The organism is Pseudomonas sp. AC112 (assembly GCF_979253545.1).
Map to the genome: position 1 here is coordinate 6329805 of NZ_CEEDCM010000001.1, position 25574 is coordinate 6355378.

At 63.8% G+C, this 25574-nt stretch carries 31 protein-coding genes; 4 read left to right on the forward strand and 27 right to left on the reverse strand.

Annotated features, from left to right (window positions below):
• Positions 1–130 precede the first annotated feature (130 nt).
• The gene (locus tag AC0IYN_RS29055) at positions 131–856 is read left to right on the forward strand and encodes a carbonic anhydrase (protein ID WP_406599180.1); all 726 of its coding nucleotides are present in this window, start codon (positions 131–133) and stop codon (positions 854–856) included.
• A 3-nt stretch (positions 857–859) separates the two neighbouring features.
• Here the strand turns inward: AC0IYN_RS29055 and AC0IYN_RS29060 are convergent, their stop codons facing one another.
• From AC0IYN_RS29060 to AC0IYN_RS29090, 7 genes are read right to left on the reverse strand one after another with little or no spacing between them, the layout of a single operon-like run.
• Positions 860–1309, reverse strand: coding sequence for an alpha/beta fold hydrolase (locus AC0IYN_RS29060; RefSeq protein ID WP_406599179.1), 450 nt, complete (start codon positions 1307–1309; stop codon positions 860–862).
• The gene (locus tag AC0IYN_RS29065; RefSeq protein WP_457267169.1) at positions 1302–2051 is read right to left on the reverse strand and encodes an HvfC/BufC family peptide modification chaperone; all 750 of its coding nucleotides are present in this window, start codon (positions 2049–2051) and stop codon (positions 1302–1304) included. Before AC0IYN_RS29065 ends, AC0IYN_RS29060 begins: the two co-directional genes overlap by 8 nt.
• Positions 2048–2872: an MNIO family bufferin maturase gene (gene bufB / locus AC0IYN_RS29070; RefSeq protein WP_457247794.1), complete on the reverse strand. Its 825-nt coding sequence runs from the start codon at positions 2870–2872 to the stop codon at positions 2048–2050. The genes AC0IYN_RS29065 and bufB overlap by 4 nt, the downstream gene beginning before the upstream one ends.
• 54 nt (positions 2873–2926) lie before the next feature.
• The gene (gene bufA2, locus AC0IYN_RS29075) at positions 2927–3199 is read right to left on the reverse strand and encodes a BufA2 family periplasmic bufferin-type metallophore (protein WP_016979675.1); all 273 of its coding nucleotides are present in this window, start codon (positions 3197–3199) and stop codon (positions 2927–2929) included.
• A 26-nt stretch (positions 3200–3225) separates the two neighbouring features.
• Positions 3226–3987 (reverse strand): alpha/beta fold hydrolase, encoded by a 762-nt coding sequence (locus tag AC0IYN_RS29080; RefSeq protein ID WP_471844495.1) that lies wholly within the window; start codon positions 3985–3987, stop codon positions 3226–3228.
• A gap of 18 nt (positions 3988–4005) precedes the next feature.
• Entirely contained in the window at positions 4006–4434 is a 429-nt protein-coding gene (locus tag AC0IYN_RS29085) for a DoxX family protein (protein WP_457239707.1), read from the reverse strand.
• Positions 4431–4703, reverse strand: coding sequence for a BufA1 family periplasmic bufferin-type metallophore (locus AC0IYN_RS29090; protein ID WP_078047860.1), 273 nt, complete (start codon positions 4701–4703; stop codon positions 4431–4433). The genes AC0IYN_RS29085 and AC0IYN_RS29090 overlap by 4 nt, the downstream gene beginning before the upstream one ends.
• Before the next feature lie 608 nt (positions 4704–5311).
• Here AC0IYN_RS29090 and AC0IYN_RS29095 point away from each other — a divergent pair.
• A complete protein-coding gene (locus AC0IYN_RS29095; protein WP_471844848.1) occupies positions 5312–8095 on the forward strand; it encodes an ATP-binding protein in 2784 nt (927 codons plus the stop codon).
• A gap of 307 nt (positions 8096–8402) precedes the next feature.
• Here the strand turns inward: AC0IYN_RS29095 and AC0IYN_RS29100 are convergent, their stop codons facing one another.
• Positions 8403–8861 carry an REP-associated tyrosine transposase gene (locus AC0IYN_RS29100; protein WP_457267167.1) on the reverse strand — a complete coding sequence of 153 codons (459 nt, stop codon included), beginning with the start codon at positions 8859–8861 and terminating at the stop codon, positions 8403–8405.
• A gap of 407 nt (positions 8862–9268) precedes the next feature.
• On the opposite strand from AC0IYN_RS29100, the gene AC0IYN_RS29105 reads away from it, so the two are divergent.
• A complete protein-coding gene (locus tag AC0IYN_RS29105) occupies positions 9269–9691 on the forward strand; it encodes a hypothetical protein (protein WP_457247792.1) in 423 nt (140 codons plus the stop codon).
• A 31-nt stretch (positions 9692–9722) separates the two neighbouring features.
• On the opposite strand, the gene AC0IYN_RS29110 is transcribed toward AC0IYN_RS29105, so the two are convergent.
• The 13 genes from AC0IYN_RS29110 to AC0IYN_RS29170 form a co-directional block, all read right to left on the reverse strand.
• Complete coding sequence (locus AC0IYN_RS29110; protein WP_471844499.1) at positions 9723–10769, reverse strand: EscU/YscU/HrcU family type III secretion system export apparatus switch protein; 1047 nt, start codon at positions 10767–10769, stop codon at positions 9723–9725.
• A gap of 3 nt (positions 10770–10772) precedes the next feature.
• The gene (gene sctT / locus AC0IYN_RS29115) at positions 10773–11585 is read right to left on the reverse strand and encodes a type III secretion system export apparatus subunit SctT (RefSeq protein WP_016978389.1); all 813 of its coding nucleotides are present in this window, start codon (positions 11583–11585) and stop codon (positions 10773–10775) included.
• A 6-nt stretch (positions 11586–11591) separates the two neighbouring features.
• The gene (locus AC0IYN_RS29120) at positions 11592–11861 is read right to left on the reverse strand and encodes an EscS/YscS/HrcS family type III secretion system export apparatus protein (RefSeq protein ID WP_016969171.1); all 270 of its coding nucleotides are present in this window, start codon (positions 11859–11861) and stop codon (positions 11592–11594) included.
• A gap of 10 nt (positions 11862–11871) precedes the next feature.
• Positions 11872–12525, reverse strand: a complete 654-nt coding sequence (sctR, locus tag AC0IYN_RS29125) for a type III secretion system export apparatus subunit SctR (RefSeq protein WP_078047854.1) — start codon at positions 12523–12525, stop codon at positions 11872–11874.
• Complete coding sequence (sctQ, locus tag AC0IYN_RS29130; RefSeq protein WP_457247791.1) at positions 12522–13523, reverse strand: type III secretion system cytoplasmic ring protein SctQ; 1002 nt, start codon at positions 13521–13523, stop codon at positions 12522–12524. The genes sctR and sctQ overlap by 4 nt, the downstream gene beginning before the upstream one ends.
• Complete coding sequence (locus AC0IYN_RS29135; protein WP_457239977.1) at positions 13520–13966, reverse strand: hypothetical protein; 447 nt, start codon at positions 13964–13966, stop codon at positions 13520–13522. The genes sctQ and AC0IYN_RS29135 overlap by 4 nt, the downstream gene beginning before the upstream one ends.
• A gap of 532 nt (positions 13967–14498) precedes the next feature.
• Positions 14499–15821: a FliI/YscN family ATPase gene (locus tag AC0IYN_RS29140; RefSeq protein ID WP_471844503.1), complete on the reverse strand. Its 1323-nt coding sequence runs from the start codon at positions 15819–15821 to the stop codon at positions 14499–14501.
• Positions 15818–16402 (reverse strand): FliH/SctL family protein, encoded by a 585-nt coding sequence (locus AC0IYN_RS29145; protein WP_406599166.1) that lies wholly within the window; start codon positions 16400–16402, stop codon positions 15818–15820. The genes AC0IYN_RS29140 and AC0IYN_RS29145 overlap by 4 nt, the downstream gene beginning before the upstream one ends.
• Positions 16399–17013 carry a type III secretion protein gene (locus AC0IYN_RS29150; RefSeq protein WP_457239979.1) on the reverse strand — a complete coding sequence of 205 codons (615 nt, stop codon included), beginning with the start codon at positions 17011–17013 and terminating at the stop codon, positions 16399–16401. The genes AC0IYN_RS29145 and AC0IYN_RS29150 overlap by 4 nt, the downstream gene beginning before the upstream one ends.
• On the reverse strand, positions 17010–17792 hold the full coding sequence (gene sctJ, locus AC0IYN_RS29155; RefSeq protein ID WP_406599164.1) for a type III secretion system inner membrane ring lipoprotein SctJ: 783 nt from the start codon (positions 17790–17792) through the stop codon (positions 17010–17012). The genes AC0IYN_RS29150 and sctJ overlap by 4 nt, the downstream gene beginning before the upstream one ends.
• 4 nt (positions 17793–17796) lie before the next feature.
• Positions 17797–18231 (reverse strand): hypothetical protein, encoded by a 435-nt coding sequence (locus AC0IYN_RS29160; RefSeq protein ID WP_457239980.1) that lies wholly within the window; start codon positions 18229–18231, stop codon positions 17797–17799.
• A 9-nt stretch (positions 18232–18240) separates the two neighbouring features.
• Positions 18241–18474: a hypothetical protein gene (locus tag AC0IYN_RS29165; RefSeq protein ID WP_078047846.1), complete on the reverse strand. Its 234-nt coding sequence runs from the start codon at positions 18472–18474 to the stop codon at positions 18241–18243.
• Positions 18475–18486: 12 nt separating this feature from the next.
• Entirely contained in the window at positions 18487–19050 is a 564-nt protein-coding gene (locus AC0IYN_RS29170; RefSeq protein ID WP_457239986.1) for a type III secretion protein, read from the reverse strand.
• A gap of 48 nt (positions 19051–19098) precedes the next feature.
• Between AC0IYN_RS29170 and AC0IYN_RS29175 the strand changes: the two genes are divergently transcribed.
• On the forward strand, positions 19099–19863 hold the full coding sequence (locus AC0IYN_RS29175) for a tetratricopeptide repeat protein (protein WP_457239981.1): 765 nt from the start codon (positions 19099–19101) through the stop codon (positions 19861–19863).
• A 245-nt stretch (positions 19864–20108) separates the two neighbouring features.
• Here AC0IYN_RS29175 and AC0IYN_RS29180 read toward each other — a convergent pair whose 3' ends face one another.
• Genes AC0IYN_RS29180 through AC0IYN_RS29205 form a run of 6 tightly spaced genes read right to left on the reverse strand, consistent with a single transcriptional unit; the run spans position 20109 to position 25497 of the window.
• Positions 20109–20489 carry a hypothetical protein gene (locus AC0IYN_RS29180; protein ID WP_099493875.1) on the reverse strand — a complete coding sequence of 127 codons (381 nt, stop codon included), beginning with the start codon at positions 20487–20489 and terminating at the stop codon, positions 20109–20111.
• A gap of 14 nt (positions 20490–20503) precedes the next feature.
• Positions 20504–21784, reverse strand: coding sequence for a type II and III secretion system protein family protein (locus AC0IYN_RS29185; RefSeq protein WP_471844508.1), 1281 nt, complete (start codon positions 21782–21784; stop codon positions 20504–20506).
• On the reverse strand, positions 21781–23916 hold the full coding sequence (gene sctV / locus AC0IYN_RS29190; RefSeq protein ID WP_457267160.1) for a type III secretion system export apparatus subunit SctV: 2136 nt from the start codon (positions 23914–23916) through the stop codon (positions 21781–21783). Before sctV ends, AC0IYN_RS29185 begins: the two co-directional genes overlap by 4 nt.
• The gene (locus tag AC0IYN_RS29195) at positions 23913–24248 is read right to left on the reverse strand and encodes a tetratricopeptide repeat protein (RefSeq protein ID WP_406599160.1); all 336 of its coding nucleotides are present in this window, start codon (positions 24246–24248) and stop codon (positions 23913–23915) included. Before AC0IYN_RS29195 ends, sctV begins: the two co-directional genes overlap by 4 nt.
• Positions 24248–24604, reverse strand: coding sequence for a hypothetical protein (locus AC0IYN_RS29200; RefSeq protein WP_078047840.1), 357 nt, complete (start codon positions 24602–24604; stop codon positions 24248–24250). The genes AC0IYN_RS29195 and AC0IYN_RS29200 overlap by 1 nt, the downstream gene beginning before the upstream one ends.
• An 8-nt stretch (positions 24605–24612) precedes the next feature.
• On the reverse strand, positions 24613–25497 hold the full coding sequence (locus AC0IYN_RS29205) for a SctD/MshK family protein (protein WP_457239984.1): 885 nt from the start codon (positions 25495–25497) through the stop codon (positions 24613–24615).
• Positions 25498–25574 lie beyond the last annotated feature (77 nt).

A 25574-nucleotide genomic window follows, 5' to 3' on the forward strand; every position in this document is an offset into this window, starting at 1 on the left:
CTGGCTGTCAGAATTTTCATGTTGATGGCCACGCGATTCCCGCCAAAAAACGGACAGAGCCTACATTTCCCCCCGACCATTCTTTGCACCCTTGGCGTTTCTTCTCTTAACGAACCGGAGAACGCCGCCCATGCACAAGCAGCCACCCCTGACCCACGACCGTCGACAATTCCTACGCCTTGCTACTGTCGGCGCTGGCGCCCTGATGCTCACGAGCGCGTTACCCGCAGCGCTCGCACACGCCTCGCCGACACCGAAAGCGGCCAATAACCTCAACCCACAACAAGCCCTGGCCAGGTTGATGGAAGGCAACGGTCGCTACGCCGAAGGCGTCACCAAGCGCCATGAATTCATGAGCGAGCGCGAGGCATTGGAGGGCGGGCAGAATCCGTTCGTGGCGGTCCTGAGCTGCGCTGACTCACGCATTACTCCGGAATACGCGTTCGATACCGGCCTCGGCGACCTGTTTGCCGTACGGGTGGCGGGAAACTTCGTGACCGACGACGGGCTCGCCAGCCTCGAATATGCGGTGGCGGTGCTTGGCACGCCGTTGATCATGGTGCTCGGGCACGACAGCTGCGGCGCCCTTGCCGCCGGGGTGAAAGCCACCACCGACAACGCCACGTTCCCCGGCAAGATCCAGGGCCTGGCCGACGCGTTCAAGCCGTCGGTGCGCAAGGTCTTGAAAGCGCCTGGCGATCTGCTTGCGAACGCCATTGCGCAAAATGTCCGCGACACGGTAGCGCAGCTCAAGGCCGAGTCGACGCTGCTGGCGGACGCCCTGGCCGCTGGCAAACTGCACATTGTCGGCGGTATCTACAGGTTGCACAGTGGCCGGGTCGAGTTGATCGGCTGACCCTCAACGCCAGTGCCCGGTGCTGGCCATCAACCCCACGGCTTGCGCAAAACCCGCCTGGGGTGCGGTGTTCAGTGTGACCAGCCCGACACAGCGGCTCGGCTTCAACGTCGCGGCCCGCGCAGCGATCCGTGCGCCCTGCTCCGCTCCGGCGAATACCGCTTCGGGGATGTGCAGCGCATTCATCAGGTCAAGCACATCCTGGCCAAGCGCAGCGTCGTCTGCCGTGCGCAGGTACGGGACGATCACCCGAAACCCCTGGGCCGCCAGCGGCGCCGTCACGTCGGAGAACGCACTGACATTCGCCCCCAGCAACATGATCGCCCGGCCCTCCTCTGGCCCAAACTGTTCATAACGGATCTCCTGGTCATCGGTGCTCACCTGCTGCACCGCCAACGCCGGCGCGGCCAGGACCACCGCCGCCAGCAGCAAAAAACCACGACGATCAAACATGACTCACCCCCACAATCAATTCACTGCCCAGCCAACCGGCCAGGTATTCACCGGCCTGCATCACGCCGGCCTCTTCGCCAAGACGTTGCACCAACCACTCACACAGCCCGGCGAAACGGCCGTCAGCCTGTACGTGCTGCAACGCTTGAAGTTCTTGCACATCCACCTGGCGCAGTCGCGAGGTGAATTGACGCCGCCATACCAGCAAGCCGCCCGCCTGCTCCAGCATTACCGCCTCGGGCGCGGGCGCGTCCTGCCACAATGCCGACCAGATGGCTTCGGCATTGGTGCTCAGGCCATGGCAGCGCAGCGACGGTGTCAGGTGCAGCACCGCCGTGTCCCAGTCCAGCTCGGCCAACGTTTCCAGCGCCAGAGGCTGCGCATCGGCGGCGACAAAGGCGTCGTTCAGGGCGGCCTCGATCCAGGCCAGCTCATGCACATCCGGATTGCGCGGGAACACGGCTTTCAAGGTGGCGTAGAACCCCTCGGGGTACGCGTCCAGGGTCCAGGCATGGGGTGGATGGTTGTCAATATGGGTGATGCTCGCGGCCAGGAAGGCGTCCTCGCCCAGCCAGCAGCGCAGATTGGGAAACGCCTGTTCCAGGCAGCCCACCAACTGCGCGCGGTAGTTGTTCTGGTACACCGCCAGGCCTGCGTGGTGGTTGCCCAACCGTTGCGCGGATGCGTCCGACGCGCTCACCAACCATTCGCGAAAGGTCTGCTGCAGTTGCGCCAGGTTCATCGCTGCGCCCCCAACGTGCGGGCCATGGCCAACTCCTGGAGCAACTCGGCGAGCGGCGGGATCTCATCATCGCGCTCGATCATGGTCGCCACCGGGCCCAGCCGGGTCATGGCCTGGGCATACAGCTCCCAGACGCCGGTGCAAACCGGGCTGTCATGGCTGTCAATCAAGATGTCACGGCCCTGGCTGTGACCGGCCAGGTGCACCTGGCGCACGCGCTCGGCTGGGATGCCCTGGAGAAACGCCAGAGCGTCGAAACCATGATTGCTGGCGCTGACGAACACATTGTTGACGTCCAGCAGCAATTCGCAGCCGGTGCGCTGGGCCATGGCCGCGATAAATTCCCACTCGGTCATGGAAGCGCCTTCAAACGCCAGGTAGCTGGAGGGGTTTTCAAACAGCATCGTGCGGCCGAGCACCTCCTGGGCCTGATGGATATTGGCGCAGACTCGGTCCAGTGCTTCGTCGGTGTAGGGCACGGGCAACAAATCATGGGCATTGAAGCCACCACTGCGCGACCAGCTCAGGTGGTCGGAGACAAACAGCGGCTGGACCTCGTCCACCAGCGACTTGAGGCGCTGCAGATAGTCGGTGTCCAAACCCTCGGCCGTGCCGATGGACAGGGACACCCCATGCAATGCCACCGGGTAGCGCTCGCGCACCTGGCGCAGGATATGCCGGGGCTGACCGCCCGCGACCATGAAGTTTTCGGAGATCACTTCGACAAAATCCACGGGCACCGAGGTCTCCAGGAAGTCGCAGTAGTGCTCCTTGCGCAGCCCCAGGCCGTAGCCTGAGAAGTGTGGGTTGGGTGTCGACATGGCGGATCTCCGCTAAGAATAAGTGGCGAGCCCGCACGGGGCTCGCCGGGTGGGTTACTTCGGTTCAGTCAGGGTGCCACCAGCCTTCAGGCACTCGGACGGGGTCTTGACGATCACGCCTTCGCCCTTGCAGCTGTTGAGGCCCTTGCAGTCGTTCTTGGCGGTGGCGCACAGGCTGGTGCCTTTGCAGGTGTTGACGCCGTAGCAGCGGCCGGGTTTTTCCTGCTGGTCGGCGGCGCTGGCGGCCGTGGCAAACGAGGCGGATGCCATGGCGATCAGGGCAGCAGCGGCAGCGAGGCTCAAGCGGGATTTGAGTGCAGTGTTCATGGGTGTTTCTCCGGGGTTGGGGTGAATTACTTGATAACGGAAGCAGCGTCTTCGATGACCTTCGCCACAGCCTCAGGCTGGGAGATGTACACCGAGTGGCTGGCCTTGATTTCGGTGACCTTGGAGCCGGCGCGCTTGTACATCCAACGCTGCAGGTCCGGGCTCAGGGCACGGTCTTCGGTGGAGACCACCGCGTAGGTCGGTTTTTTGTGCCAGGCCGCGGCCCACACGGTGCCGCCAAACAAAGCGGTGGTCGCCGGCACTTGGGAGGCGGCCATGAAGTCGGTGCGGTTGGTGGTCAGGTCGGCGGCAAAGTCGGCGTTGAATTTGGCGCGATCGAAAAACAGGTGACCGTCGCGGCTGGCCTTGATGTCATCGCTGGGGGCTGGCATTGAGCCGATGAGTTGGGCCATGTTCTCACCCACCTCCGGCTGCAGCGCCGAGACGTAGACCAGCGACTTGACCTTGTCGCGGTCGCCGGCAATCGAGATCACCCCGCCACCAGAACTGTGGCCCACCAGCACCACCGGGCCGACTTGCTGCTCCAGCACTTCGCGCGCCTCGGCCACATCGGCGGCCAGGCTCTCGTGGCCCTGGTGCACCACGGTGACCTTGTAGCCCTTGTGAATCAGGATGTCGTGCACCACGCGCCAGCCGGAACCGTCAACAAACGAACCGGGCACGATCACCACGCTTTTACCGGTGCCGGGCTGTGGGGCATCTGCCGCCTCGGCCAGCATCGGGACCGTCAGGGCCATGGCAATGGCCAGGGAAGAAAGCATACGCATTGGAAATCTCCATCAAAGTTATGAACGTTTGCCTGAGATCAGGCGGTCCAGCGACCAGGCCCCACCGCCATACGCCAGCAGCGGCAACAACAGGCCCGCCCAGGTCAGGTGCACCGGCCAGGCATCGGGGTACACAAACACCTCGATCACCAGGGTCATGCCCAGCAACGCAGCGGCCGCCGGACGGGTCAGCAGGCCCAGCACCAGCAACAGCGGGAACAGGTGCTCGGCGTAAGTCGCCAAGTGCGCCGCCCACTCCGGCGGGATCAGCGGCAAGGCGTATTCCGAGCGGAACAGCGTGTAGGTCGACGGCTTGAGTTCAAGCAACCCGGTGACCTTGGTGCGCCCTGACAGAAAGAACACCGCCGCGACCGCCACCCGGGCCACCAGCAACAGCAGGGCTTCGGGGAGCAGGCGCTGGATCAGCGCCGGGGCCGCTCGGCTCATGGCTGCTCCGTCAGGCTGCCAAAGCCTTTGGGCGTCTTGATTTGGGTGCAGGTGCCTTTGTCCACCAACACCCAGGCATTGCCCTGGTAGTCGGTGGTGGCGGTGCCGGCGCACGAAGTGCCTTTGCCCGCAGCGCAATCGTTGGCACCGGCGAGGGACACGCCAAAGCATTTTTCCTGGGGCTTGGGCTCATCGGCGTGGGCCACGGCCGCAAAGGCGCTGATAGACAGGGCGAGGGTTGCCGCGAGGGCTGCGTAAGGACGCTTCATGGGGTAAGTCTCCTGGCTTGACTGAGTGTGGCCAGGGCGCCTTGGGGTCGGTGACCGCCTGCGCCAGCTGGTGGACAGAGTTAAAGCCAGGCGTGTATCCGCTCTGTGTCGCGAACGCGATAGAACGTCATGCCGGTGTATCAGGATGGTGCGGGGATACAGTTCGATACACAGTCAAAAAAACAGTGCCAAAACCCTGGCGTTTTATTCGGCATCCCGAACGACACAATTAGAAATATTCGCCTTTCCGAACGAAGGCGTTTGCGTGTCGCCGACGACCGCAAAAATCACCATAAATTTCATGCGGTTGTTGTCATGTTTGTTACATGCCAACTGGCATACATTCTGCTTTATCCCTATTTCTAGTAATAAAATGTTTCAGCGCTGAGACAGTCTCATCACCTGAAACACGCTCCGCGACCCACCCATAAAAACCACAACGCCCCAAAGGAGGGCGACCTTCCGACCTTTTGATCGACATCAACTTTCCAAAACTGCTGCTGCACATCTGTACCCCAAAAAGGGCGAATGGCCTGATCGCCAATAACAAGCCCGACTATAAAAAGGATGATTTGATGAGCTCGAGCAAGCACCACGCAGTGTCCTTCATGGATGCAGACCACCCCGCGCCGGCCACCCCCGACAGCACCATTGGCTTTGGTCCCTTTCTATTACTGGCCAGGCAGCATGTGTTGCTGCGCAATGGCGAGCCAGTGACCCTGGGCAGCCGCGCGCTCTACCTGTTGATTGCCCTGGTGACCCGTGCCGGCGAACTGCTGGAAAAGTCCGAACTGATCTCCTTCGCCTGGCCCAAGGTGGTGGTGGAGGAATGCAACCTGCGCGCGCAGATCGTCGCGCTGCGCCGTGCCCTGGGCGACGATGGCAACTTCAGCTATATCGTCACCGTGCCGGGCCGCGGCTATCGTTTTGTCGCACCGGTCACGGTGCAGGCGGCAGGTGAAGAGCCGTTGCCGGTGCCGTCCGTGCGGGTTGATGAGCCCTGCCTGGCGTCGCCTACGGTGGAAGTGATCGGCCGTGACGCGTTGACCGCCAGCCTGGCCGACCAGGTCATGAGCCAGCGCTTCGTGACCCTCACCGGCCCCGGTGGCATCGGTAAGACCACCGTGGCCCTGGCCGTGGCACAACGCCTGGCCGCTGAACTCAACCTGGGCAGTTGTTTTGTCGACCTCGCCCCGGCCACCAGCGGGCAATGGGTAGCCGGCATGCTCGCCAGCGCCCTGGGCATCCAGACTGTCAGCGCAGACCCACTGCACTGCGTGGCCGCCAACCTGGCCAACCGCCGCGTGCTGCTGGTGCTGGACAACTGCGAGCACGTACTGCCCGCCACCGCCGACGCCGTGGAAACCCTGCTGCGCAGCGCGCCCCACTGCTTTGTGCTCACCACCAGCCGCGAGCCGCTGCGCGCCGAGGGCGAACGGGTGCACGACCTGGCGCCGCTGGAGGTCCCTGACGCGCACGCCCATCTCAGTGCCAGCCAAGCCCTGGCCTGGTCCGGCGTGCGCCTGTTTGTGGAACGCGTACGCGCCCTCGACCCCGGCTTTGTGTTCAACGATGAAGACGTTGCAGCCGTCAGCGCAATTTGCCGCAAACTCGACAGCAACGCGCTGGCCATCGAGATCGCCGCCGCACGGGTGCGCACCTTTGGTATCCAAGACCTGGTGGGCCTGCTCGACGGCAGCTTCCGCCTGCAAATGACCGGCCGACGCACCGCCCTCGCCCGCCATCGCTCCCTCAGCGCGACCCTGGATTGGACCTACGCCATGCTCAGTGGCGACGAGCAGACGCTGCTGCGCCAACTGGCGGTGTTCACCGGTTCCTTCACCCTGGACGCGGTCAAGGCAATGACCGCCAGCAGCCGCCTCGACCCGCGCAACGCCCTGCCCCTGCTCGAAAGCCTGATGGACAAGTCGCTGCTGATCGCCAGCGAATCCTGCGTGCCCAAACGCTATCGCCTGCTGGAAACCACCCGCGCCTACGCGCTGGAAAAACTCAACGAACAGGGTGAAACCACCGCCACCTGCCAACGTCATGCACGCTATGCCCTGGGGATGTTGCAAGAAGCCGGGAAGACCCTGGACGGATTGTCCCCCGCCACGTGGCTGGCGCTCTATGGGCCGGAGATCAACACCATTCGCGCCGCGCTCGACTGGGCCTATTCGGCCACCGGCGATCTCTCCTTGGGCATCGACCTGACCCTCGGCGGCGTGCCGTTGTGGCTGCGGTTGTCGCTGGTCAACGAGTGCCGTACCTGGGTCGACAAGGGCCTGGCCAGTGATGCCCTTATCCCGCTGCCCTTGCGCCAGCGCATGTTGCTGCAGACCGCGCTGGCCAGTGTCTTGATGCTCACCTACGGCACCGGCACAGCGATGCGCGAAGCCTGGCGCCAGGTGCGTGAAGACGCCCGCGACCTGGGCGATGCGGACCACAAATTGCGCGCACTCTGGGGCCTGTGGACCGACCGCTGCGGCTGCAACCAATACGCCGAAGCACTGGAGTTGGCCGAGCGCTACATCGCCCTGAACAGCAGCGGCAGCCACCAACTGCTCGGCAAGCGCATGCGCGCCGTGGCGCTGTTCCATATGGGCGACCTGCTGGGCGCACGGCTGAATATCGACGAAGCCCTCGGCTCACCGTCGGCGCCACGCTCGCACATCATCGATGTGCACTTCGACCAACGCATTGCCGCCCGCTGCCTCAAGGCCAAGGTGCAGTTGCTCGAAGGGGATGTCGACCCGGCGCTGCGCCTGATCGGCAGCTGCGTGGATGAAGCCATCTCCCTCGATCACCCCGCGACCCTCTGGTACACCCTGTGCCTGGGCGCAATCCCGTTGGCGCTGCTGGCGTCCAACCTGCCGAAAGCGCGCTACTACCTGGGCCTGTTGCAACACAGCACCACCGGCCAGGACCTGCATATCTGGCGGCAATTTCGCCTGTGTTTCGAGAGCATCCTGCTGATCCGCGAGGGTTCGCCGGAAGCCGGCGTGCCGCAACTGGGCGAAGCCCTGCATCACCTGCAAGGCCAGGGTGACAGCCAGCTCTACAGCCTGCTGCGCTGCGAATACGCCCTGGGCCTGGCGCGCCTGGGCCTGGAGAAACTCGCCCTGGAAGTGCTGGAAGACACCCTGCAACTGGCCCTCGGCCGCCATGAACGCTGGTTCGCGCCACAGATGCTGCGAATCAAGGCGCAACTGACCCTGCGCCAGGCTCACTACGGCTCGGTGGACAAGGCCAAAGTACTGCTGCGCCAAGCGTGGGTGGACGCGCAATTGTCGGGCGCACACTTCTGGCGCGCCCAGATCGCAACCGACCTGGCCCGCCTCCAGGAACCCAAACTGCGCATTGCCTCCCTGCCCCGTTTCCAGCACCGGTAGGGACGTCGATTGGAAATGCCTGACGGTGGTGGAGCAAGCTCGCTGTGGTGAAGGGGCTTGCTGTGGTGGGCAGGCTTGCTGTGGTGAGCGGGCTTGCTGTGGTGGGCAAGCTTGCTGTGGTGAGCGGGCTTGCCCCGCGCTGGGCCGCGAAGCGGCCCCAACACAGGCACCGCGTTCTTTCAGCCAGAACCCGATTGGCTGTTTTAGGGCCGCTTCGCAGCCCAGCGCGGGGCAAGCCCGCTCACCACAATTACAAGCCAAAGCCACCGGCCGCTCACCACAATTACAAGCCACAATTTGAATTCAATCAAAGCCAAACCGCATCCCACAGCGAATAATCTCCTACCCGCTCAACCAACCCGGCTCGCAATGGATTGACGATGATGTACCTGGCCATTTTCCGAACATCGTCCTCCACGCGCACCGCCCTATCGTGATAACCGGGCTGCCAGACACGTTCTTTGCTTTGACGACGACGGTTGATGGTCAGCGTGCTACGTGACTTGATACGCCGCATTACATCGGCCAAGGTCTTTTGCTTCATTTCGAATAGCCAGTGGATATGGTCAGGCATGATGACCCAGGCCAGGGAGTCGATCAGGCCCAATTCATGAGCGTGCCGGAATTCGGGAACCAGCAAGCGCCCCAGGAACACGTCAGTGAATAGACGTTGGCGGTTGTGAACGACGATGGTGATGAGGTAACTGCGTCCGTGCTCCGAATATCGTCCGTGGCGCAGGCGGTGGGATTGAGGGGCTAGGCGCAAATCCGTTGTTCCTGGTAGGTCCTTAAGAGAACTAAGGCTAGCGACTGATTTGCGGTGAGCCAGTCTCACTTGATGACTGGATGTATCCCAATCCGTGGTGAGCGGGCTGGCCCCTCCTCACCACAAGAAGCCTGCTCACCACAGCCCCCCCCGCAAATCGCTGCAATGACAAGGCCGAGACCCTGGCAGCCATCGGGGCCGGCAATAAGCAATTCAAGCCGAATGACTACAAGGAATCGGAATGGACCAATGACAACCACGACATCATCTGGCGGGTGGGCGATGGCTATGGCAGTGAATACCACCAGGTAAAAGCTGATTGAGCCCAGCCCTGGGACATGGAACTGAAGAAGGTGCTCTGGACACTCATGATCGACTCCCATCCCGGTCACTGAAGGACCCTGCTTATGTTTCCATTTCTTGCTGCAATCATCCCCGCCTTGGTGGGTGCTGCCAAAGCAGTCGCTGTCGGTGCCGTCACCGGTGCGGCAACTGCCGGCGCCGCCTACGGCACCAGTAAAGCGATTGAGGCCATCACTGGCGACAAGGCGCCTACGCCCACATCCGATGAGCAACCAGCCCCCGCGCCCATCAATAACCCGGCGACATCCCTAGAGCCGTCCTGGAAAGCCTTGCAAAACGAGGTGCCCGAACATCTGCGCACCCCGGAAAAACCTGCCGTAAAAGAGGCAACACCTGTCGATTTACCTCTGCCGTCAGTCGATGAACACCCCCAAAAGGCGTCAGCTGTTATAGGCGCAGCCAACCCGGTTGCGCCTGCCTTACTTGCTCTCACCGCGGTCCCGACGTCTGGCGCGATGCGCGTTTAGCCTGCTTGACGGCTATGACAACACCCTTGCCTCAGATAAGACGGGCCGCCACCAGCCAGTCCGCCACGGCCTGGAACGAGGCATCCGGCACCGGGTCGCCGGGCACGGTCTTGCGCGCAATGTCAGCGGCCAGGGCCTTGTCCGGCGCGTGGGGAATTCCCAGGTCATACGCCTCCTGCAGCATCAACAACGCCTCCTCCGGCGACGCCCGGCACACGATCACCGGCACCGGGGTTTCCCCGCGCACGTAACGCACGCCAATCACCCAGCCGTCGGTGGTGCCGATCATCATCGAGGCGCGGTTCAAACCCAGCTTGGTGGCCAGCGCCTGCATTTCATTGCGCTGGCGCCGTCGTTCGCTCTTGATCAGCGGGTCGCCGTCGATGTCCTTGCGTTCGCGCTTGGTTTCGCTGCGGGTCATCTTCATGTCGCGGCCGAACAGCCAGCGCTGCATCATCACGTCCACCGCGCCCACCACAATGAAGGCACAGAGCACGGTGAACACCAGCGGCTTGAGCACCAGGAAAAACGTCGACTCCATGCACTCCGCCCCACAGCGCGACGATTCCATCAGCGCCTGCAACGCGTGCTTGCCGACCACGTAGAACGCGATCGCCAACACATGCACCTTGATCAGGCCCTTGATGAACTCCACCAGGTTGCGCAGGGCAAAGATCTTCTTCAGGCCCTCTGCCGGGTTGATGCGCTTGAACTCGGGTTTGATCGGGTCCACCGAGAACACAAAGCCGCGCATGGTGATGATATTGGTCAGGATTACCACGCCGGTGGTCACCGCCATCACCGGCAGGGTGATGCCGATCACCAGTTGCTCGGCGTGGTCGAGCACCCGGGGCCACACGGTGGCGAACGGTTCGATGTAGATCTGCGCGGTCAGGTCGATCAGCGCGGTGACCTGGGCCTTGGCCCGCGGTGCGAGGATCGAGATGCACAGGGTGCAGAACAGGATAACCATGCCCGAGACCAGGTCCTGGCTCTTGGCGACCTGGCCTTTCTTGCGCGCGTCCTGGAGCTTCTTGTCCGTGGCCGGCAGGGATTTCTCTTCGCTGGTATCGGCCATGGGCTACTCCATGCCGGCCAGGGTCTTGAGCAGTTCGACGGTGCCGCGAAACTCCGCCAGTTGGTCGAGCATCATCGGGATCAGGAAGCCGATATAGATCACCATCAGGATCGTGAAAAACAGGTTTTTCACCGGCAGCGACAGGTCGAAGATGTGCAGGTTCGGCGCCATGCGCGACAGGTAGGCGAGCATCAGGTCGGTAACCAGCAGCGCAATCAGCAACGGCGAGACCATCAGCACGCCAACACGCATGATCTGGTCGAGGATCGACAACACCGCCAGCAACGCCGAGCTGGCGAAGACCGGCGTAAACGAGGTGACCGGCCAGAGCTGGTAGCTGTGGTAATAACCGTCGACCATCAGGATGAACCCGCCGGACATGAAGAACAGGGTGATCAGCATCACCGTGAGCAAGGTCGCCATCACGCTGGATTCCCCGGACGACAACGGGTCCACCAGTTGCGCCATGGTCGAGCCGCGTTGCAGGTCGATCAACTCCCCCGCCACCTCGGCCGCCCAGAACGGAATGCCGAACAGCAGGCCGATGAGAATGCCGATCAGGAATTCCTTGATCAACAACCCGGCGATAAACACGCTGCCGTGCTCCGGCATTGACGTCAGCGCTTCGAACACCGGGAAGAACATCGGGATGGAAATCGCCACCGCCACGCAGCCTCGGATCATCCCGGTGAGGCCCAAGCGGTTGAACGCCGGGGTGATCACCACCACGCCCATGGCACGGCAGGCAGCAAGCGAGGCGGAGCTGATCACCGGGTAGGCGACTTCCAGGAACTGCGCGGTCAGGCTGGCATCCATGGGCGGTCAGCGCGTCCACATCGGAAAATTGTCCAGCACCTGGCCGCCGAGTTCCGCCACTTGCCCGGCGAGCACCGGGCCGAGGAAGACGATGGTCAGCAGCACCGCCACCAGCTTCACCACCTGGGGCAGGGTCTGGTCCTGGATCTGCGTCAGCGCCTGGAACAGCCCCACACTCAACCCGACGATAATCGCCACCCCCAGCGCCGGTGCGGAGAGCATCAGCACGGTCATCAGTGCCTGTTTCATCAATGACAGGAATACGTCCTGGCCCATGGGTCGTGCCTCAGCCGTAACTCAGAATCAAACCGTGCATCAGGCGCGACCAGCCGCTCAGGGACACGAATAAAAAGATCTTCAGCGGAATGGAGATCAGGTTCGGCGAGACCATCGACATGCCCATCGCCATCAGCACGTTGGACACCAGCAGGTCCACCACCAGGAACGGGATATAGAGCAAAAAGCCGATCTCGAACGCACGGGTCAGCTCCGAGCTGACAAACGCCGGAATCAGCACCACCAGGTCATCGTCACGCAGGTCGGCCCGCGCTTGCGGCGACCAGATGGTCTCGGTGGCCTGCACGAAAAAACCACGCTCGGACTCATTGGCAAACCGCGCCAAATGCGCCTGCAACGGCGGGCGCAGGGCGTCACCCAGGTCCTTGAGCTGCTCCACATGCTCGATGTTGAGATCGCGGCCCTCCACCTGGCGGTACATGTCGCCAATCAACGGCGTGGTCACGTATACCGAGAGGATCAGTGCAATGCCGTAGAGCACCAGGTTAGGTGGGGTCTGTTGCACGCCGAGGGCGTTGCGGATCAGGAACAGCACCACCGAGATCTTCATGAACCCGGTGAGCGTCACCACCGCCAACGGGATCAACCCGATCGTCGCAACGACCAGGATGATCTCGATCAGGTTCGGCTGATAACCGGTCATGGGGTGGCGAAACTCAGTAGGCGCACACCCAGGCCGTCACCGATTTTTACCAGTTGGCCCTGGCCGACGCGGCGGCCGTTGACCATCAGGTCGACGCTGTCCACGCCCGGCGTGTTGAGCTGCAACAGGCTGCCCGCACCCAGTTCGCGCAATTGCGCCAGGGTCAGTTCCAGGCTGCCGACCTGGCACACCAGTTTCAACGGCAAGTCATCCAGCGCCGTGGCGGCATCAACATCGGTCATGGTGTTCTCCGGTTCCAGAAAGGGGGCTTTCAAGGCTTCCTGCAGGCGCAGGACTTCACCCTGGTATTGGCAGCGGGCCTGCAGGCGGCCGTCGAGGTCCAGCAGCAGGCCGGGGCCTTGCTCCAGCATCAGCACATCGCCGGGGCGCAGGCTGCGCAGCTCACCGAGACTCAACCATTGCCGCCCCGCCACCACCGCCAGGGTCTGGCGCAGGGCTGGCAACGGGTCGGGCGCGATCGGTGCGTATTGCGCCAGCAACTGCGCCACCAGCACGGCGGCGCCTTCGCTCAGCTCCAGTTGGGCGCTCATCGCCGGCTGGCTGCCGAAGCTCAGCTCCAGCGCCACTTGCATGGCAAACACCGCCTGGCCGTCAGCGGCGTCGAGCAACTGCACCGGATGGCCGAGCAACGGTTCCAAGGTTTCGATCAGGTCGAGCACCGCCAACTCCAACAACAACGAACGCGGCAACGCCGGCAGTTGCTGCACATCGAACGGTAATGCCAGTGGCAGCACCCATTGCTCCAGCGCAGCGGCGGACAAACGCAGCCGCGCCGGAGCGCGACCGAGCGCCAGCAACACCTCATGTGGTGCCACAAGCACCTGGGGCTCGGCGGCCCAGGACACACGCAAGTCCTGCCCGGCACAACGGCCCTGCCAGGGACGACGGCGGCGGTGCACCTGGTTATGCAGGGCCAGTAACGCCGGGTCGTAGTGGGTCAACCACGGCGACAGCGGGTCGGCAAGGGCGGCGATCATGTGCCGGTGCCTTCATCACGCAACTCACCCACCCGACGCTCATCGCTCTCACGGCCTTCCAGCAGGCTTTGCCAGGCATCCGACTGACGCTGGCGGCTCAAGCGTTCCTGACGGAACAAGTCACGCTCACGCTCCTGGCTTTCCAGGGTAATGGACACATGGGTCACATCGTTTTCCAATTGCTGCTGGTCATCCGACAAACCGCGCAAACGGTCCTGAGCAGCCTGCCAACTCGCCACCGACAAGCCCTCGGTGAGCGACGCATACACCTGGCGCGCCTCCTCGGCGATGGCTTCCCGGTGCACACGCAACTGCTCCTTGGCGTCGGTCAACACACCGTGCGTCTGCTCACAGCGCTGCTGCTGCGCAGCCAGTTGGCTCGCGGCCCTTTGCTCACGCAAGACCCGCAAGGATTGCAGGGTGCGCAGTTGTTCGGTTTTCATTCGGTTGTCTCCATTTTCATGCCAAAACACATCGAGGACCCCATGAAGATCCAATGTGGGAGCTGGCTTGCCGGCAAATTCGGCAGGTCAACCAGATCCCTCTGTGACCGATACACCGCCATCGCCGGCAAGCCAGCTCCTACACGTACCCACGATGCGAAGCGAGCCGCTCTTGATCTTGCTCTTGCCTTTGATCTTGCTGTTGATCTGAGGCGCCCCGTAAAACCACGCTGGCCGAACGCAGGCTTGAATCCGTGGGTAACCCGGCAGGACGCCGGGTTAGCCGCCCCGCGCCATGGATGGCGCGTGGCGGCGGCCCACGGATTCAAGCCGGAGTGAGGGCACACCGAGCCTAGGCGAGGTGCCGAGTGGTGGGGCGAGGACCTTTTGGTTACTTTTGGGTCCTTCCAAAAGTGACCCGCTGTAAGAGCGGAACCATAAGTCGCCGTTACCGCAGCAATGGATATGTACCCCCATAGACCGCCATCGCCGGCAAGCCAGCTCCTACAAAAACCAGCATATGCATCCAACTTCATGCCAACACCTGCCGCATGCGGATCAGGGTCTGCTCCAGACTGCTCGGTTCATCAGCGTTCTGACGCAAGAAGGCTTCGATGGCCGCGTGACGGTTTATCGCCTCGTCCGCCAGCGGGTCGCTGCCGGCGGAGTATTCGCCCACGCGAATCAGCATCTCGATCTCGCCATACCGCGCCATCAATTCGCGGATGCGCATGGCGAGGCGCTTGTGTTCCTCACCGGCGACCTGCTCCATCAAGCGGCTACGACTGCGCAACACATCCACTGCTGGGAAGTAATTACGCTGCGCCAGTTCGGCGCTGAGGGCGATATGTCCGTCGAGGATCGAACGGGCTTCCTCGGCCACCGGATCACTGGCGGCGTCGCCCTCGGTGAGCACGGTGTACAGCGCGGTGATGCTGCCCGTGGGTCCCGGACCAGCGCGTTCCAGCAGACGCGGCAAAGCCGAAAAAAACGACGGTGGATAACCCCGTCGAGTCGGCGGCTCACCCACAGCCAGGCCGATCTCACGCTGCGCACGGGCAAAGCGAGTCAGGCTGTCCATCAACAGCAACACAGTGCGACCCTGGTCACGGTGATATTCAGCCAGAGTGGTGGCGACAAACGCCGCACGTACCCGCTCGGCCGCCGGACGATCCGACGTCGCGACCACCGCCACCGTACGCGCACGGGCCTGGGCATCCAGTTGCACATCGAGCAGCTCGCGCACCTCCCTGCCCCGCTCGCCAATCAGCCCGATCACGATCACATCCGCTTCGCTGTTGCGAATGATGCTGGCCAGCAACGACGACTTGCCCACGCCGGGCTCACCAAATATCCCCATGCGCTGGCCCTGGGCCAAGGTCAACAAGCCATCGATGGAGCGAATGCCCAGGGCCATTGAGCGCACGATCAGTTGCCGGGAAAACGGTGCCGGCGGTTCGGCATGCAGCGGGTAATGCTGCAAGGCCACGGTCGGTGGAAGGCCGTCGCCATCGAGGAAATCCCCCATGGGGCTGATCACCCGCCCCAACTGCGCATCACCGACCGCCACGCCCAGGGTCTCGCCGGTGGCGGTGATCTGGGTGCGCGTGGACAGCCCCTCCATGGAGCCAATGGGCGACAGGATCGCCTCGTCACCCTCAAAACCGATCACTTCGGCACTCAGGCTGCGCGCGCTGCCGGGGTCGCGCAGTTGGCACAATTCGCCAATGCTCGCGCCCGCCACACTGGCCCGCAGCAGCACACCACGAATGCTCAGCACCGAGCCGTGCATGGGCCGCAGACGCGCCTGGGCCAGGCGTGCGCTGAGTCGAGGCAGCAACTGCTCAAGGTTCATGCCACGCCCTCTTCGGCGAAAGGCAACAAGCTGCGCCGCAGGTTGTTTAATTGGGCTTCAAGGCCCAACTCCACGGAACCGGCCGGGCTGTTCAGGCGTGCCTGGCCGGCGAGCAACTGTTCATCGGCGTCCACCGCAATCGCCAGCCCTTCCAGCGTGAGGCGCTGGCGCAGTGCATCGACTTCCGCCGGCGGCACCCACAGGGTCAGGGCCTGGTCCTGGCGAAACGCACTCAAGGCCTGGCGCGTACTGCGCACCACGCGATCGGCGTTATCCAGTTCGCCCAACACTTCGCGCACGATGCCCAGGGCCAGGTCGGCCAGGGACGCTTCCAGGCTGCTCAAGTAGTGCTGCACCTGGGACTGGGTCTGCAGCAGCAACTGCGCCACCTGTTCGGCGCCTTCCTGCCGAGCACTTTCAAAGCCCTCGGCGCGGGCGCTGCTCAGCCATTGTTCGCTGTCGGTCTTGATCTGTTCGGCCTGTGCCTTGGCCGCTTGCAGGAAGGCAAAACCGTCGCTCCACAACGCGGCCTCTTCTGCGCGCAGGATGCGGGCGGTGGGACGACTCGGCAATTCACTCATGGCGTAATCTCCTCGGCCAGCAGGCACGCGGCAGCGGCCTGGACGATCTCCAGGTCGCGGGGCACCCTGGCGCCGTGGCCCTGGGGAAAGGCAAACCGCAAACGCAACCAGCCCTGCCAGTCGGCAGGTTGGGCGTGCAACCACGCGGCGACACAGCCCTGGCCGTCGCGGTCGATCGCCTCGACCAATTCAGCGGGATCACGCAGCAGATCCGCCGCGCCACCCAGCTGGCGCAAGGCCAGGGCGGCCACGAAGACTTCGGCGCCGAGGCCTTCGCGCAGCTCATTGACCACCTCGCGACGGATCTCCCGGCTCAGGGTCGAGGCATGCCAGATCGCCCCGCACTGCCTCGGCAAGCGGGCGAACTGCGCCGGCGACAGCAGCAACACCGGCAAGTCCGCCGCCACAGGTGTGATCAATTGATCCATGGGCGCCAATTGGTAATGGCTGACCAGCAGCTGTTCCAGGCGCTGGCGAAAGCGCGGCTGGCCCTGCATCGCCTGCAGCACCGCCTCGGGCAACTCATCGGCAAAACACCCGCCCAGGCTGGACCCACTCACGAACTGCAAGGGCTCGGCCACCAGCTCCTGCCAACGCTCGAACACACTCATTCACCCTCCTTGAGCACATACAGCGCCTGGGACTGGCGGCGCACCCATTGCTGGCGGGCCAGCACGCCCAGCGCACCGAGTGCGATCAGGAACAGCGCACCGAACATCAAGCGTGCCTGTGGCAGGTTATCTTCCAGCAGCCACAGGCCCAGGAAGCGCGCCAGCCGTGGTTGCGCCGGGTTTTGGCTGATGGCGACAGCGGCCTTGATCGCGGTCACCGAGACACCGTCGTAGCTGAGCCCGGAAATGCCGTTGGCCACCAGGGTCTTGATCTGTGGGATCAGCGTGTTGATGTCGGTGCCCGGGTCGTAACGCACCAGCACCGAGGCCGACGACGGCGAGATCACGCGCTTGAGCAAGTCGTTGTCCGGCAGCACCACGTGCACACGGGCGGCAACGATGCCGTCGATCTGCGACACCGAGTGGGACAGTTCTTCGCTCAACGCATAGATCATCTGCGCCCGCTCCTGCACCGGCGACGACACCAGGCCATTGCCCTTGAACACCTCGCCCATGTTGGAAAAACTCTGCTGCGGCAGGCCGGCGTTATCGAGCAGGGTCATGGCTTCGGCAAAGCGCGATTCGTCGACCACCACCTTGAGCTGGCCGTTGTCCTGGGCCTTGCGTTCCGCCGGGATACCACCGCGCAGCAGCACCGCGACCATGGCGTTGGCGTCACGCTCGCTGAGGTTGGTGTAGAGGTCGGTGTTGCACGCTTGCAGCAGGCTGGCGAGCAGGCCGATCAGCAACAGGCGCAAGGCGCGGTTTGGGCTTGGCATACGGTTATTGACCCTTGAGCAAGGTGTTGGCGGACCCGGAAATCTGCGTCGCGCCGCGCACCACCATCTGGGTTTCGATGGAGTAGTCGAACATCTTGCCCAGGGAGTGGACGATCTGGTCGACCTGTTGCTCGCCGACTTTTTTCCCCGGCTCTGCCGATGGCGAGGCACTGGCTGTGCGGATCTCTGCCTGGGCTGGCGGCGGTGACGACGGGTTATTGGTGAGCAGGTCGGCACGCTCGGAAAAAGCCCGTGTGCGGTCGATAAAACTGTTCATCCGCTCCATCAGGCCCGAGCCGATCTGGTGCGGGCTGGCGCCTTCGGGCATGCCCTTGGCGGTGTTGGCCATGTGCTCGAACAGGTTCTGCGAGGCCCCAGCGGGCCCCGCGCCGGCAGACGGCGGCAACGCCGATGCGCCGGCGGCGAGACTGATAGTCATAGGGGCTTCCTATTCTTCGTCGTCATCGGACATGGCGTCGTTCAGCAGTTCCTGCATCTTCGGCATGATGATGAACTGGCCGCCGTAGGTGACCGCCTGGGTGATGAACGAATCGGTGAGCTCGGCGTCGGTCGGCTCGGCAGGTTTGTCGGCGGCCTTGGCGTTATCCACCGCGGCATTGAACTTGGCTTCAGGGCTGGCGCCACCAGGGGCGAGATTGCTGTCTACGGCCGTTACGGACATGGTGCTGCTCCTTTACTGGGTTGAGGTTTCGGTACTGACTTGAGCGCCACGGAACACCCGCACGCCCCGCTCGCGCGCCACCGGGGCGGCCAGGGTCTTGGGTTGCAGGTGGTCGACATGCTGTTGCACCAGCGCCAGGTACGGCGGTGGTCCGGACACGAACACTTCGTCGCCCTCGGGGCCGTTGCGCATGGACAGCTGCTGGCCGAACACATCGAGGTTGTTGAGGTAGGCCTGCAACAGGTCCAGGTCCAGGGCACTGGCCTTGAACAGCTTGGTGCTGATTTCATCGCTGGCGTTGAGGTACAACAGGTTGCCGTCGAAGTACCAGGTGAGGCCGTTGGTGCTGCACAGGTCCTGCAGGAACTCCCCGGCGGTGGCCGCGCGAAGGGTGCTGCGGGCCTTGCCGCGGACCTTGTCGGAGAGCACCAGCGGCACCTCGAGGTTGTGGCCGAATTCTTCCAGGGCGCTGCGTACATCCTGGTCGACCAGCACGTAGGCGTACGGCTGGGAGAACCACGCGGGCTCTTCGGCGGCGCGGGCAAAACTGCTGTTGAACAGGCATAGGACGGCCAGCAAAAATATGCTTACATGGCGTCCGCCTTCGCCAGACGAGTTGTGACGATGTCCAAGAATTTTCTGCTCGCCAGTACCCTGTTGCTGGCTGCCTGCTCCAGCAAGCCCGCGACCGATTCCGACAAGTCCTTGCAGCTGGCCGATGACCTGAGCAAGCGCGGCGACTATGCCAGTGCGGCGGCGCTGTACGAGCGTGCGGCGCAGCAACCTGGCGCCGGTATCGAGCGGTGGCTCAAGCTCGGCCAGGCCAGGCTCGACGCCAAGGACGCGACGGGCGCAGAGCGTGCCTACCAGCAGGCCCTGGGTTTCGACGCGCGCAATGCCGACGCCCTGCTCGGCCTGGGGACCGCGCAATTGCAGTTGGGCAAGACCCAGCGTGCGGTCACCGCCCTGGGCCAGGCCGCCGAGATCAGCCACTTGCCGGTGGCCTACACCCGCCTGGGTGTCGCGCAGATCCTCAATGGCCAGGCCGGTGCAGCGCAAAGTGCGTTCGCCAAGAGCCTGAGCCTCAAGCCCGACGACCTCGACAACCGTTGCAACCTGGCCCTGGCGTACGCGCTGGGTGGGCAGTCGCAACAGGCGTTGGACACCATCGCCCCGGTCACCCAATCGCCCCGCGCCTTGCCTCGGCACCAGCGCAATGTGCTGTTGGTGATGGTGCTGGCCGGTTATGAGCAGCGGGTTGCCACACTGCCGCTGGATGACATTCCGGCTGCCGAGCGTGAACGGTTGGTGGTGGAAGCGAAACGCATCAAAGCCATCAGTGATCCGGTGGCGCAAGCAAAAGAGCTGGGGTTGGTAGCCCCCAACTGACACAACACACGATTGCTTTTGATCTGGCTTCCAAAAGTGACCCGCTGTAAGAGCGCAACCATAAGCGGCCGTTACCGCAGCAATAGATATGTACCCCACCCCGAAATCTCTAGCGCCAGACACAAAGCTTTCGCGAGCAAGCCCGCTCCCACAGTTGGTATGTGGGGTGTCAGGTAGATTTGGGTTGGCTGGGAGGCCGCTATCGCTGGCAAGCCAGCTCCTACATGGGATCAGCGTACAAGCGGTCATTGTTGGCCCCCCGCTGCGCCAGCCTTGGCTTCTTGTTGGTCTTTGCGGCGCTGTAGCTGCTCGCGGTCGAAGCCTTCGATGTAGACCTGGGCGGCGCGGCCTACGGGGGCGGCCATCGCCGGGCCAGTCGGGCGGCCTTGGGTCAGGTCCTGCTTGCGCTCGACCATCTGCATCAGGTTCAAGTTATTCGCGCAGCCCAATGCCAGGGTCGGCTTGAAGTCTTCGCCCAGGCCGATGGTGTCGGTGGCCGGCGGTTGCTGACACTGGGTTGGCAAGCCATCCGCGCGGTATTCGGACGAGTAATACGTCGGCGCCAAATGGGTCTGGCAACCCATCAGTGCCAGGGGCAACAGCATCAACACTCGCAAAGCAGTCATGGCAGGCCCCCTGATCAATTCATGTAGAAACCGAACGCCCCGCCGCTGCGCGGTCCGGAGGCTGCTGCGGTAGCCGATTGTGCGTCCAGGGGCGTGGCGAGGGTGCGACCGCGCACCGGCTCAACCAGGTAGGGCGTGATAAGGATCACCAACTCGGTTTCATTGCGCTGGAAGCGCTTGGAGCGGAACAGGTTGCCGAGGATTGGCAGGTCTCCCAGCAGCGGCAGTTTCTCGATGTCCTGGCTGCTTTCGCGCTGGAACAGGCCGGCGATGGCGAAGGTCTGCCCACTGCCGACTTCCACCCGCGTATCGGCGCGGCGCACACTGAAGGACGGCACATGGAAGTTGCCGAAATCCACGGTGCCGCCGCTGACCACACTGCTGACTTCCGGGCGCACTTGCAGGGCGATGCGGCCGTTGGGCAGCAGGGTCGGGTTGAACAGCAGCGACACGCCGAACGACTTGTATTCGATGCCCACCAGGTCACGGTTGACCGGCACCGGGATCGCCACTTCGCCACCCGCGAGGAAGCTGGCGGTCTGGCCGGTCATGGCGGTGATATTCGGCTCGGCGAGAATCTGCAGCACGCCGTTGGCCTGCAAGGCGTCGAGCATGCCGTCGATATTCACATTGCCCGAGCCGGCGCCCGCCGCCGCCAAGCCACCCGCCGACGCCGCTGCCAACGGGCCACCGGTGATCAGGCCGAACGAGAAGGTGCCGTTATTGAACATCGCGTTCCAGTTCACGCCGTAGTGCAGCAGCTCCGAGCGGGACACTTCGGCAAACCGCACCCGCAGGTTCACCTGGGCAGACCCCGCGTACTCAGCGGTGTTGATCGCGCTCTGGAAGCCTTGGCCCTGTGGGTTGAGCAACGCGTTAAGGTCCGTCGCTTCCGCCACCGAACCCAGCGTGCCCTTGGCGATCAAGCGGTTGCCGGCGCCGCTGACCTGCGCGCCACTGCCGGGGTGCAAGGCCTGCATGGGGGTGGTCACCGCCTGGCTGCCACTGCTGACGGCCAGGGTCAGGCTCGCCAGTTGCTTGCCGTCGCTGCCGAGGGCGATCAGGCTGGTATTGCCCGGTGCCTTGCCGAAGATATAGATCGTGCCGGGTGACACCACTTGCAGGTCGGCCACATTCGGTTCGGCCACCAGCACCGAATCCACGGGCGCGACAAAGTGCAGAATGCGCCCCTCCCCCGAGGACAGGGCGATCGAGCCACCGGCGCCAGCAGCGATTTCCTGAGCCTGGCTCACACACGCAAAAACACTCAGCAACAGCACGCAAAAACGCATCATGAGGCAGACGCCAGGGCAGTGACGGAAGCCGCGGCAGGCGCGCGGCGGTTGGAAATCTCGGTGAGGCTGATGGTCATCAGCGCTTGCAGGTTGTACTCAGTGGCCAGCTCGCGGAACGACAGCACCGCCAGCTCCAACTCACCGCGCAAGACCAGGCGACGCAGGCTGCGGCGCAGTTCCGGGTGCACCAGCAACACCGCGCTGTTGACCTCACGGGTGTTTTCGCAGGCCTGGCGCAGCTGGGCGAGCAAGGCGCGGCTGACTTCTTCGGGGATCAGGTCGCGCTGCGGTTCCTGGCGACGCAGGGAACCGCGCAACTGGTCTTCCAGGCCCGGCGCCAGCACCAGCGCGCCGATCACCCGATTGCGGTCGGCGTACTGATGGCTGATCTGCCGCGCCAACGCCGCGCGCAAATGTTCGGCCAGGCGCCCAGCGTCGGTTTCGCGGGCGCCCCACTCCACCATGGCTTCGAGCAAGGCGCGCTGGTTGCGGATCGATACCCCTTCGCTGACCAGCAAGCGCAGGGTTTCAGCCACCCGCTGCAGCGGCACCAGGCGCAGGGCTTCCTTGACCAGTTCGCTGTACGTGGCCTCGGTGCGCTCCAGCAACAGGCGGGTTTCCTGGATGCCGAGGAAGTCGGCGGCGTAGCGGCGCAGGCTGCGCTCCAACACACCGCGCAGGACTTCGTCGGGCAGCAGGAAACCGATGCCGGCGTTGCGCAACGTGTCTTCATGCTGACGCTCGATCCAGTGGGCGCTGCGGCCATTGAGCGGTGAATCGGCCTGTACCGTGGTGATGTCGAGCAATTGCACGTGCACGGGGTCGTCCTGCAACAGCAGGCAGTTGATCGGCAATTCGCCTTCGCTCACCGGCACGCCTTCCAGAGACACGCGAAAACTGCCCGCGCTGGCCTTGGCTTCCATGTAGATGCCCGGCACCGGCACGTCCACGCCGAGGTCGGTGCGCAGGTCGTGGCACAACGCTTCGACGCGCTGGCGCAGCAACTGGCGCGGCGCGCTCTGGGACACGCCGCTGCCGAGGGTCAGCACTACGCGGGTATCGGGCAGCAGGTTGTCGTCCAGCTCGGCGTGCACTTCGACCGCTGGCTCCGGTGCCTCGACCAGCACCTCACCTTCATCAGTCCCACGGTTATGCCGGCGATACATCATGAATGCCGCGCCGCCAAACACCAGGGACAAGCCAAGGAACACCCAGGTCGGAAAACCCGGCAACAGGCTCACGCCAATCATGATCAACGCGGTCAAGCCCAGCGCGCGGTAGCTGGCGCCCAGTTGCTTGATAATCTCGCTGCCCAGGTCCCCGGCTTCGCCGTCGCTGTTGACGCGGGTGACCACGGTGCCCGCCGCCACGGAAATCAGCAGCGCCGGAATCTGGGCGATCAGCCCGTCACCCACGGTCAGCAACGAGTAGGTGTGCACTGCCACGCCGAAGGGCATGTCGCGCTCGATCATGCCGATCAGCATGCCGCCGAGCAGGTTGACGGCCAGGATCACCAAACCGGCGATGGCGTCGCCTTTGACAAACTTCATGGCGCCGTCCATCGCGCCGAACATCTGGCTTTCACGCTCCAGGCGCGAGCGGCGGCGGCGTGCTTCGGGCTGGTCGATATCGCCGTTGCGCAGGTCGTTGTCAATGCTCATCTGCTTGCCGGGCATTGCGTCCAGGGTGAAGCGCGCGGCCACTTCCGCCACACGTTCGGCGCCCTTGGTGATGACCACGAACTGCGCCACGGTGATGATCAGGAACACCACCATGCCCACCACCACTTGGCCGGCGATCACGAAGTCGCCGAAGGCCTTGACGATATGGCCGGCGTCGCCATGCAGCAGGATCAAGCGTGTGGTGGTGATCGACAGGGACAGGCGAAACAGCGTGCTGAGCAGGATCAGCGGCGGTAACGCGGAGAACTCCACGGAGTGGCCGATGTAGAACGCGACGATCAGGATCAGGATGCTCAGGGCAATGTTGAGGCCGATCAGCGCATCCACCAGGTAGGTGGGGAGCGGGATGATCATCATCACAATCGCCATCAGCATAAAGGCGACGATGATCACGTCAGTGCGCTGTGCAGCCAGGCGCGCCAGGTTGTTCAGGCGGTTGAGTGCATTCATGCGCCGGCCCTGCGTGCGGCCAGGTAGCGCTTGAAGCACTGGCGCGCTTCGTCCTTGCGTTCGCCGTACCACAACGCGCGGGCGCGCAGCAGCATCAGGCTGGCGGACTCGCCTTCGAGCACCACCAGGCGGTCCAAGGCGCCAAGGGCGCGGGCCGGGTCGCCGCTGTCGGTGAAGGCCAGCACCAGCGAGCGCAGCAGCACGCCGTCGTCGGGTGCGACGTTGACGGCGATCAGCAACATCACCAGGGCGCGCTGGGACTGGCCGTTGCGCCGGTACAGTTCGCCAATGCCCTTGAGCAGTTGCACGGCGTCGTCGTTATCGCGGGCCATCAGGCGTGTACCTCCGAGCGTTGCTGTGCGAGGGTGCGGCGCATCTCGATTTCTTCGCTGATCAGTTCAACGGCCAGCGCCTTGATGTGGGGCTCGGCGTCCAGGCTTGGCAGGATGTGTTCCATCACGTGCTCCAGCAGTTCCAGGGAACGGGCACTGCCGAACAGCAGCGAGTCGACGCCGGCGGCGCTGGTGAGTGCTTCCAGATCGCTGCGCAGGGAGCGGCGGGTTTGGGTCTTGCGGGTCTTGAGCACCGCTTCGAACGCGGTGGCCTGACGCGAGTTGACCGGGCGCACGGCTTCGACTGGCGCGCTGCGTACGTCACTGGGGATGAGCGGGCGGGGTTCGACTTTCATGCGTGAGCTCATAGGGTGAAGGTGAAGCGCTCCGCGCCACGGGCGAGGATGACTTGGTTGTTTTCGATACGCTCCAGCACCCAGTTGTCTGCCAGCGCCGCGCCGGGGTACAGGCGCTTGCCGCTGTCGTTGATCACGTAGGGGTGGGGGCCGAACCATACGGCCTGGAAGCGCACCCGCGGGGCGGCTGCATCGGCGCGCACGGCGACGCGCGGGTTGAGCACGATCTGCTGGCCGTAACGCTGGTCGAAGGCTTGCTGCAAGGCCAGCCACTGCGGTTTTTGCGACTGTTCGAAGGTGCCGGTGGCGCTGAGCTGGCCGTTGCTGTTGCTGACCTTCACGGTGTCCAGGTGGGCGGCTTGCAGTTGCTGTTCCAACCAGGCCTTGGCGTGCTCGCGGGAGGCTTTTTTCACCGGCGCAACCTCGGCGACGGCGGTTGCGGGCAGCAGTGGCGCTTCGCTACGCACCGCCAGCGCACCGGCACAGATAAACAGCAGCACGAACGCGACAATCCAGGGGGTCAATTTGCGTGGCGCGTCCGACGGTTTTTCAGCACCGCCAGGCAACGCCAGGCTCACACCCGCCGTGCCGATACGCAGCTGCAGTGGCAACCGCGCGCGATGGCCGCTGCCGTGGGGGATTCGCACATTGCCGGCGATCAGTACGTCGCCGCCCAACGCTTCGACGGCCACCTGGCCGCCCTCAAAACGCAGGCGCAAATGCAGGCCGGCAATGCCGGGATCGCTGAGCACCAAATCAGCCGCCAGGTCGGCGCCGATGGTATAGACAGGCTGGTCGAGCACCAGGGAACTGCCCTGATGCAAACCACCGGTCACCGTCAAGGTCGGTGCGCCAGTAGCGGCGACCGGACCCAGGGAAATCAGGGCTGTCATAGTCGGGTTTGCCCCCTTGAGCCTGTGCAACGGGGTCAAGAATCAGGATAAAAACGGGACTTGGGAGGTAAACGGGC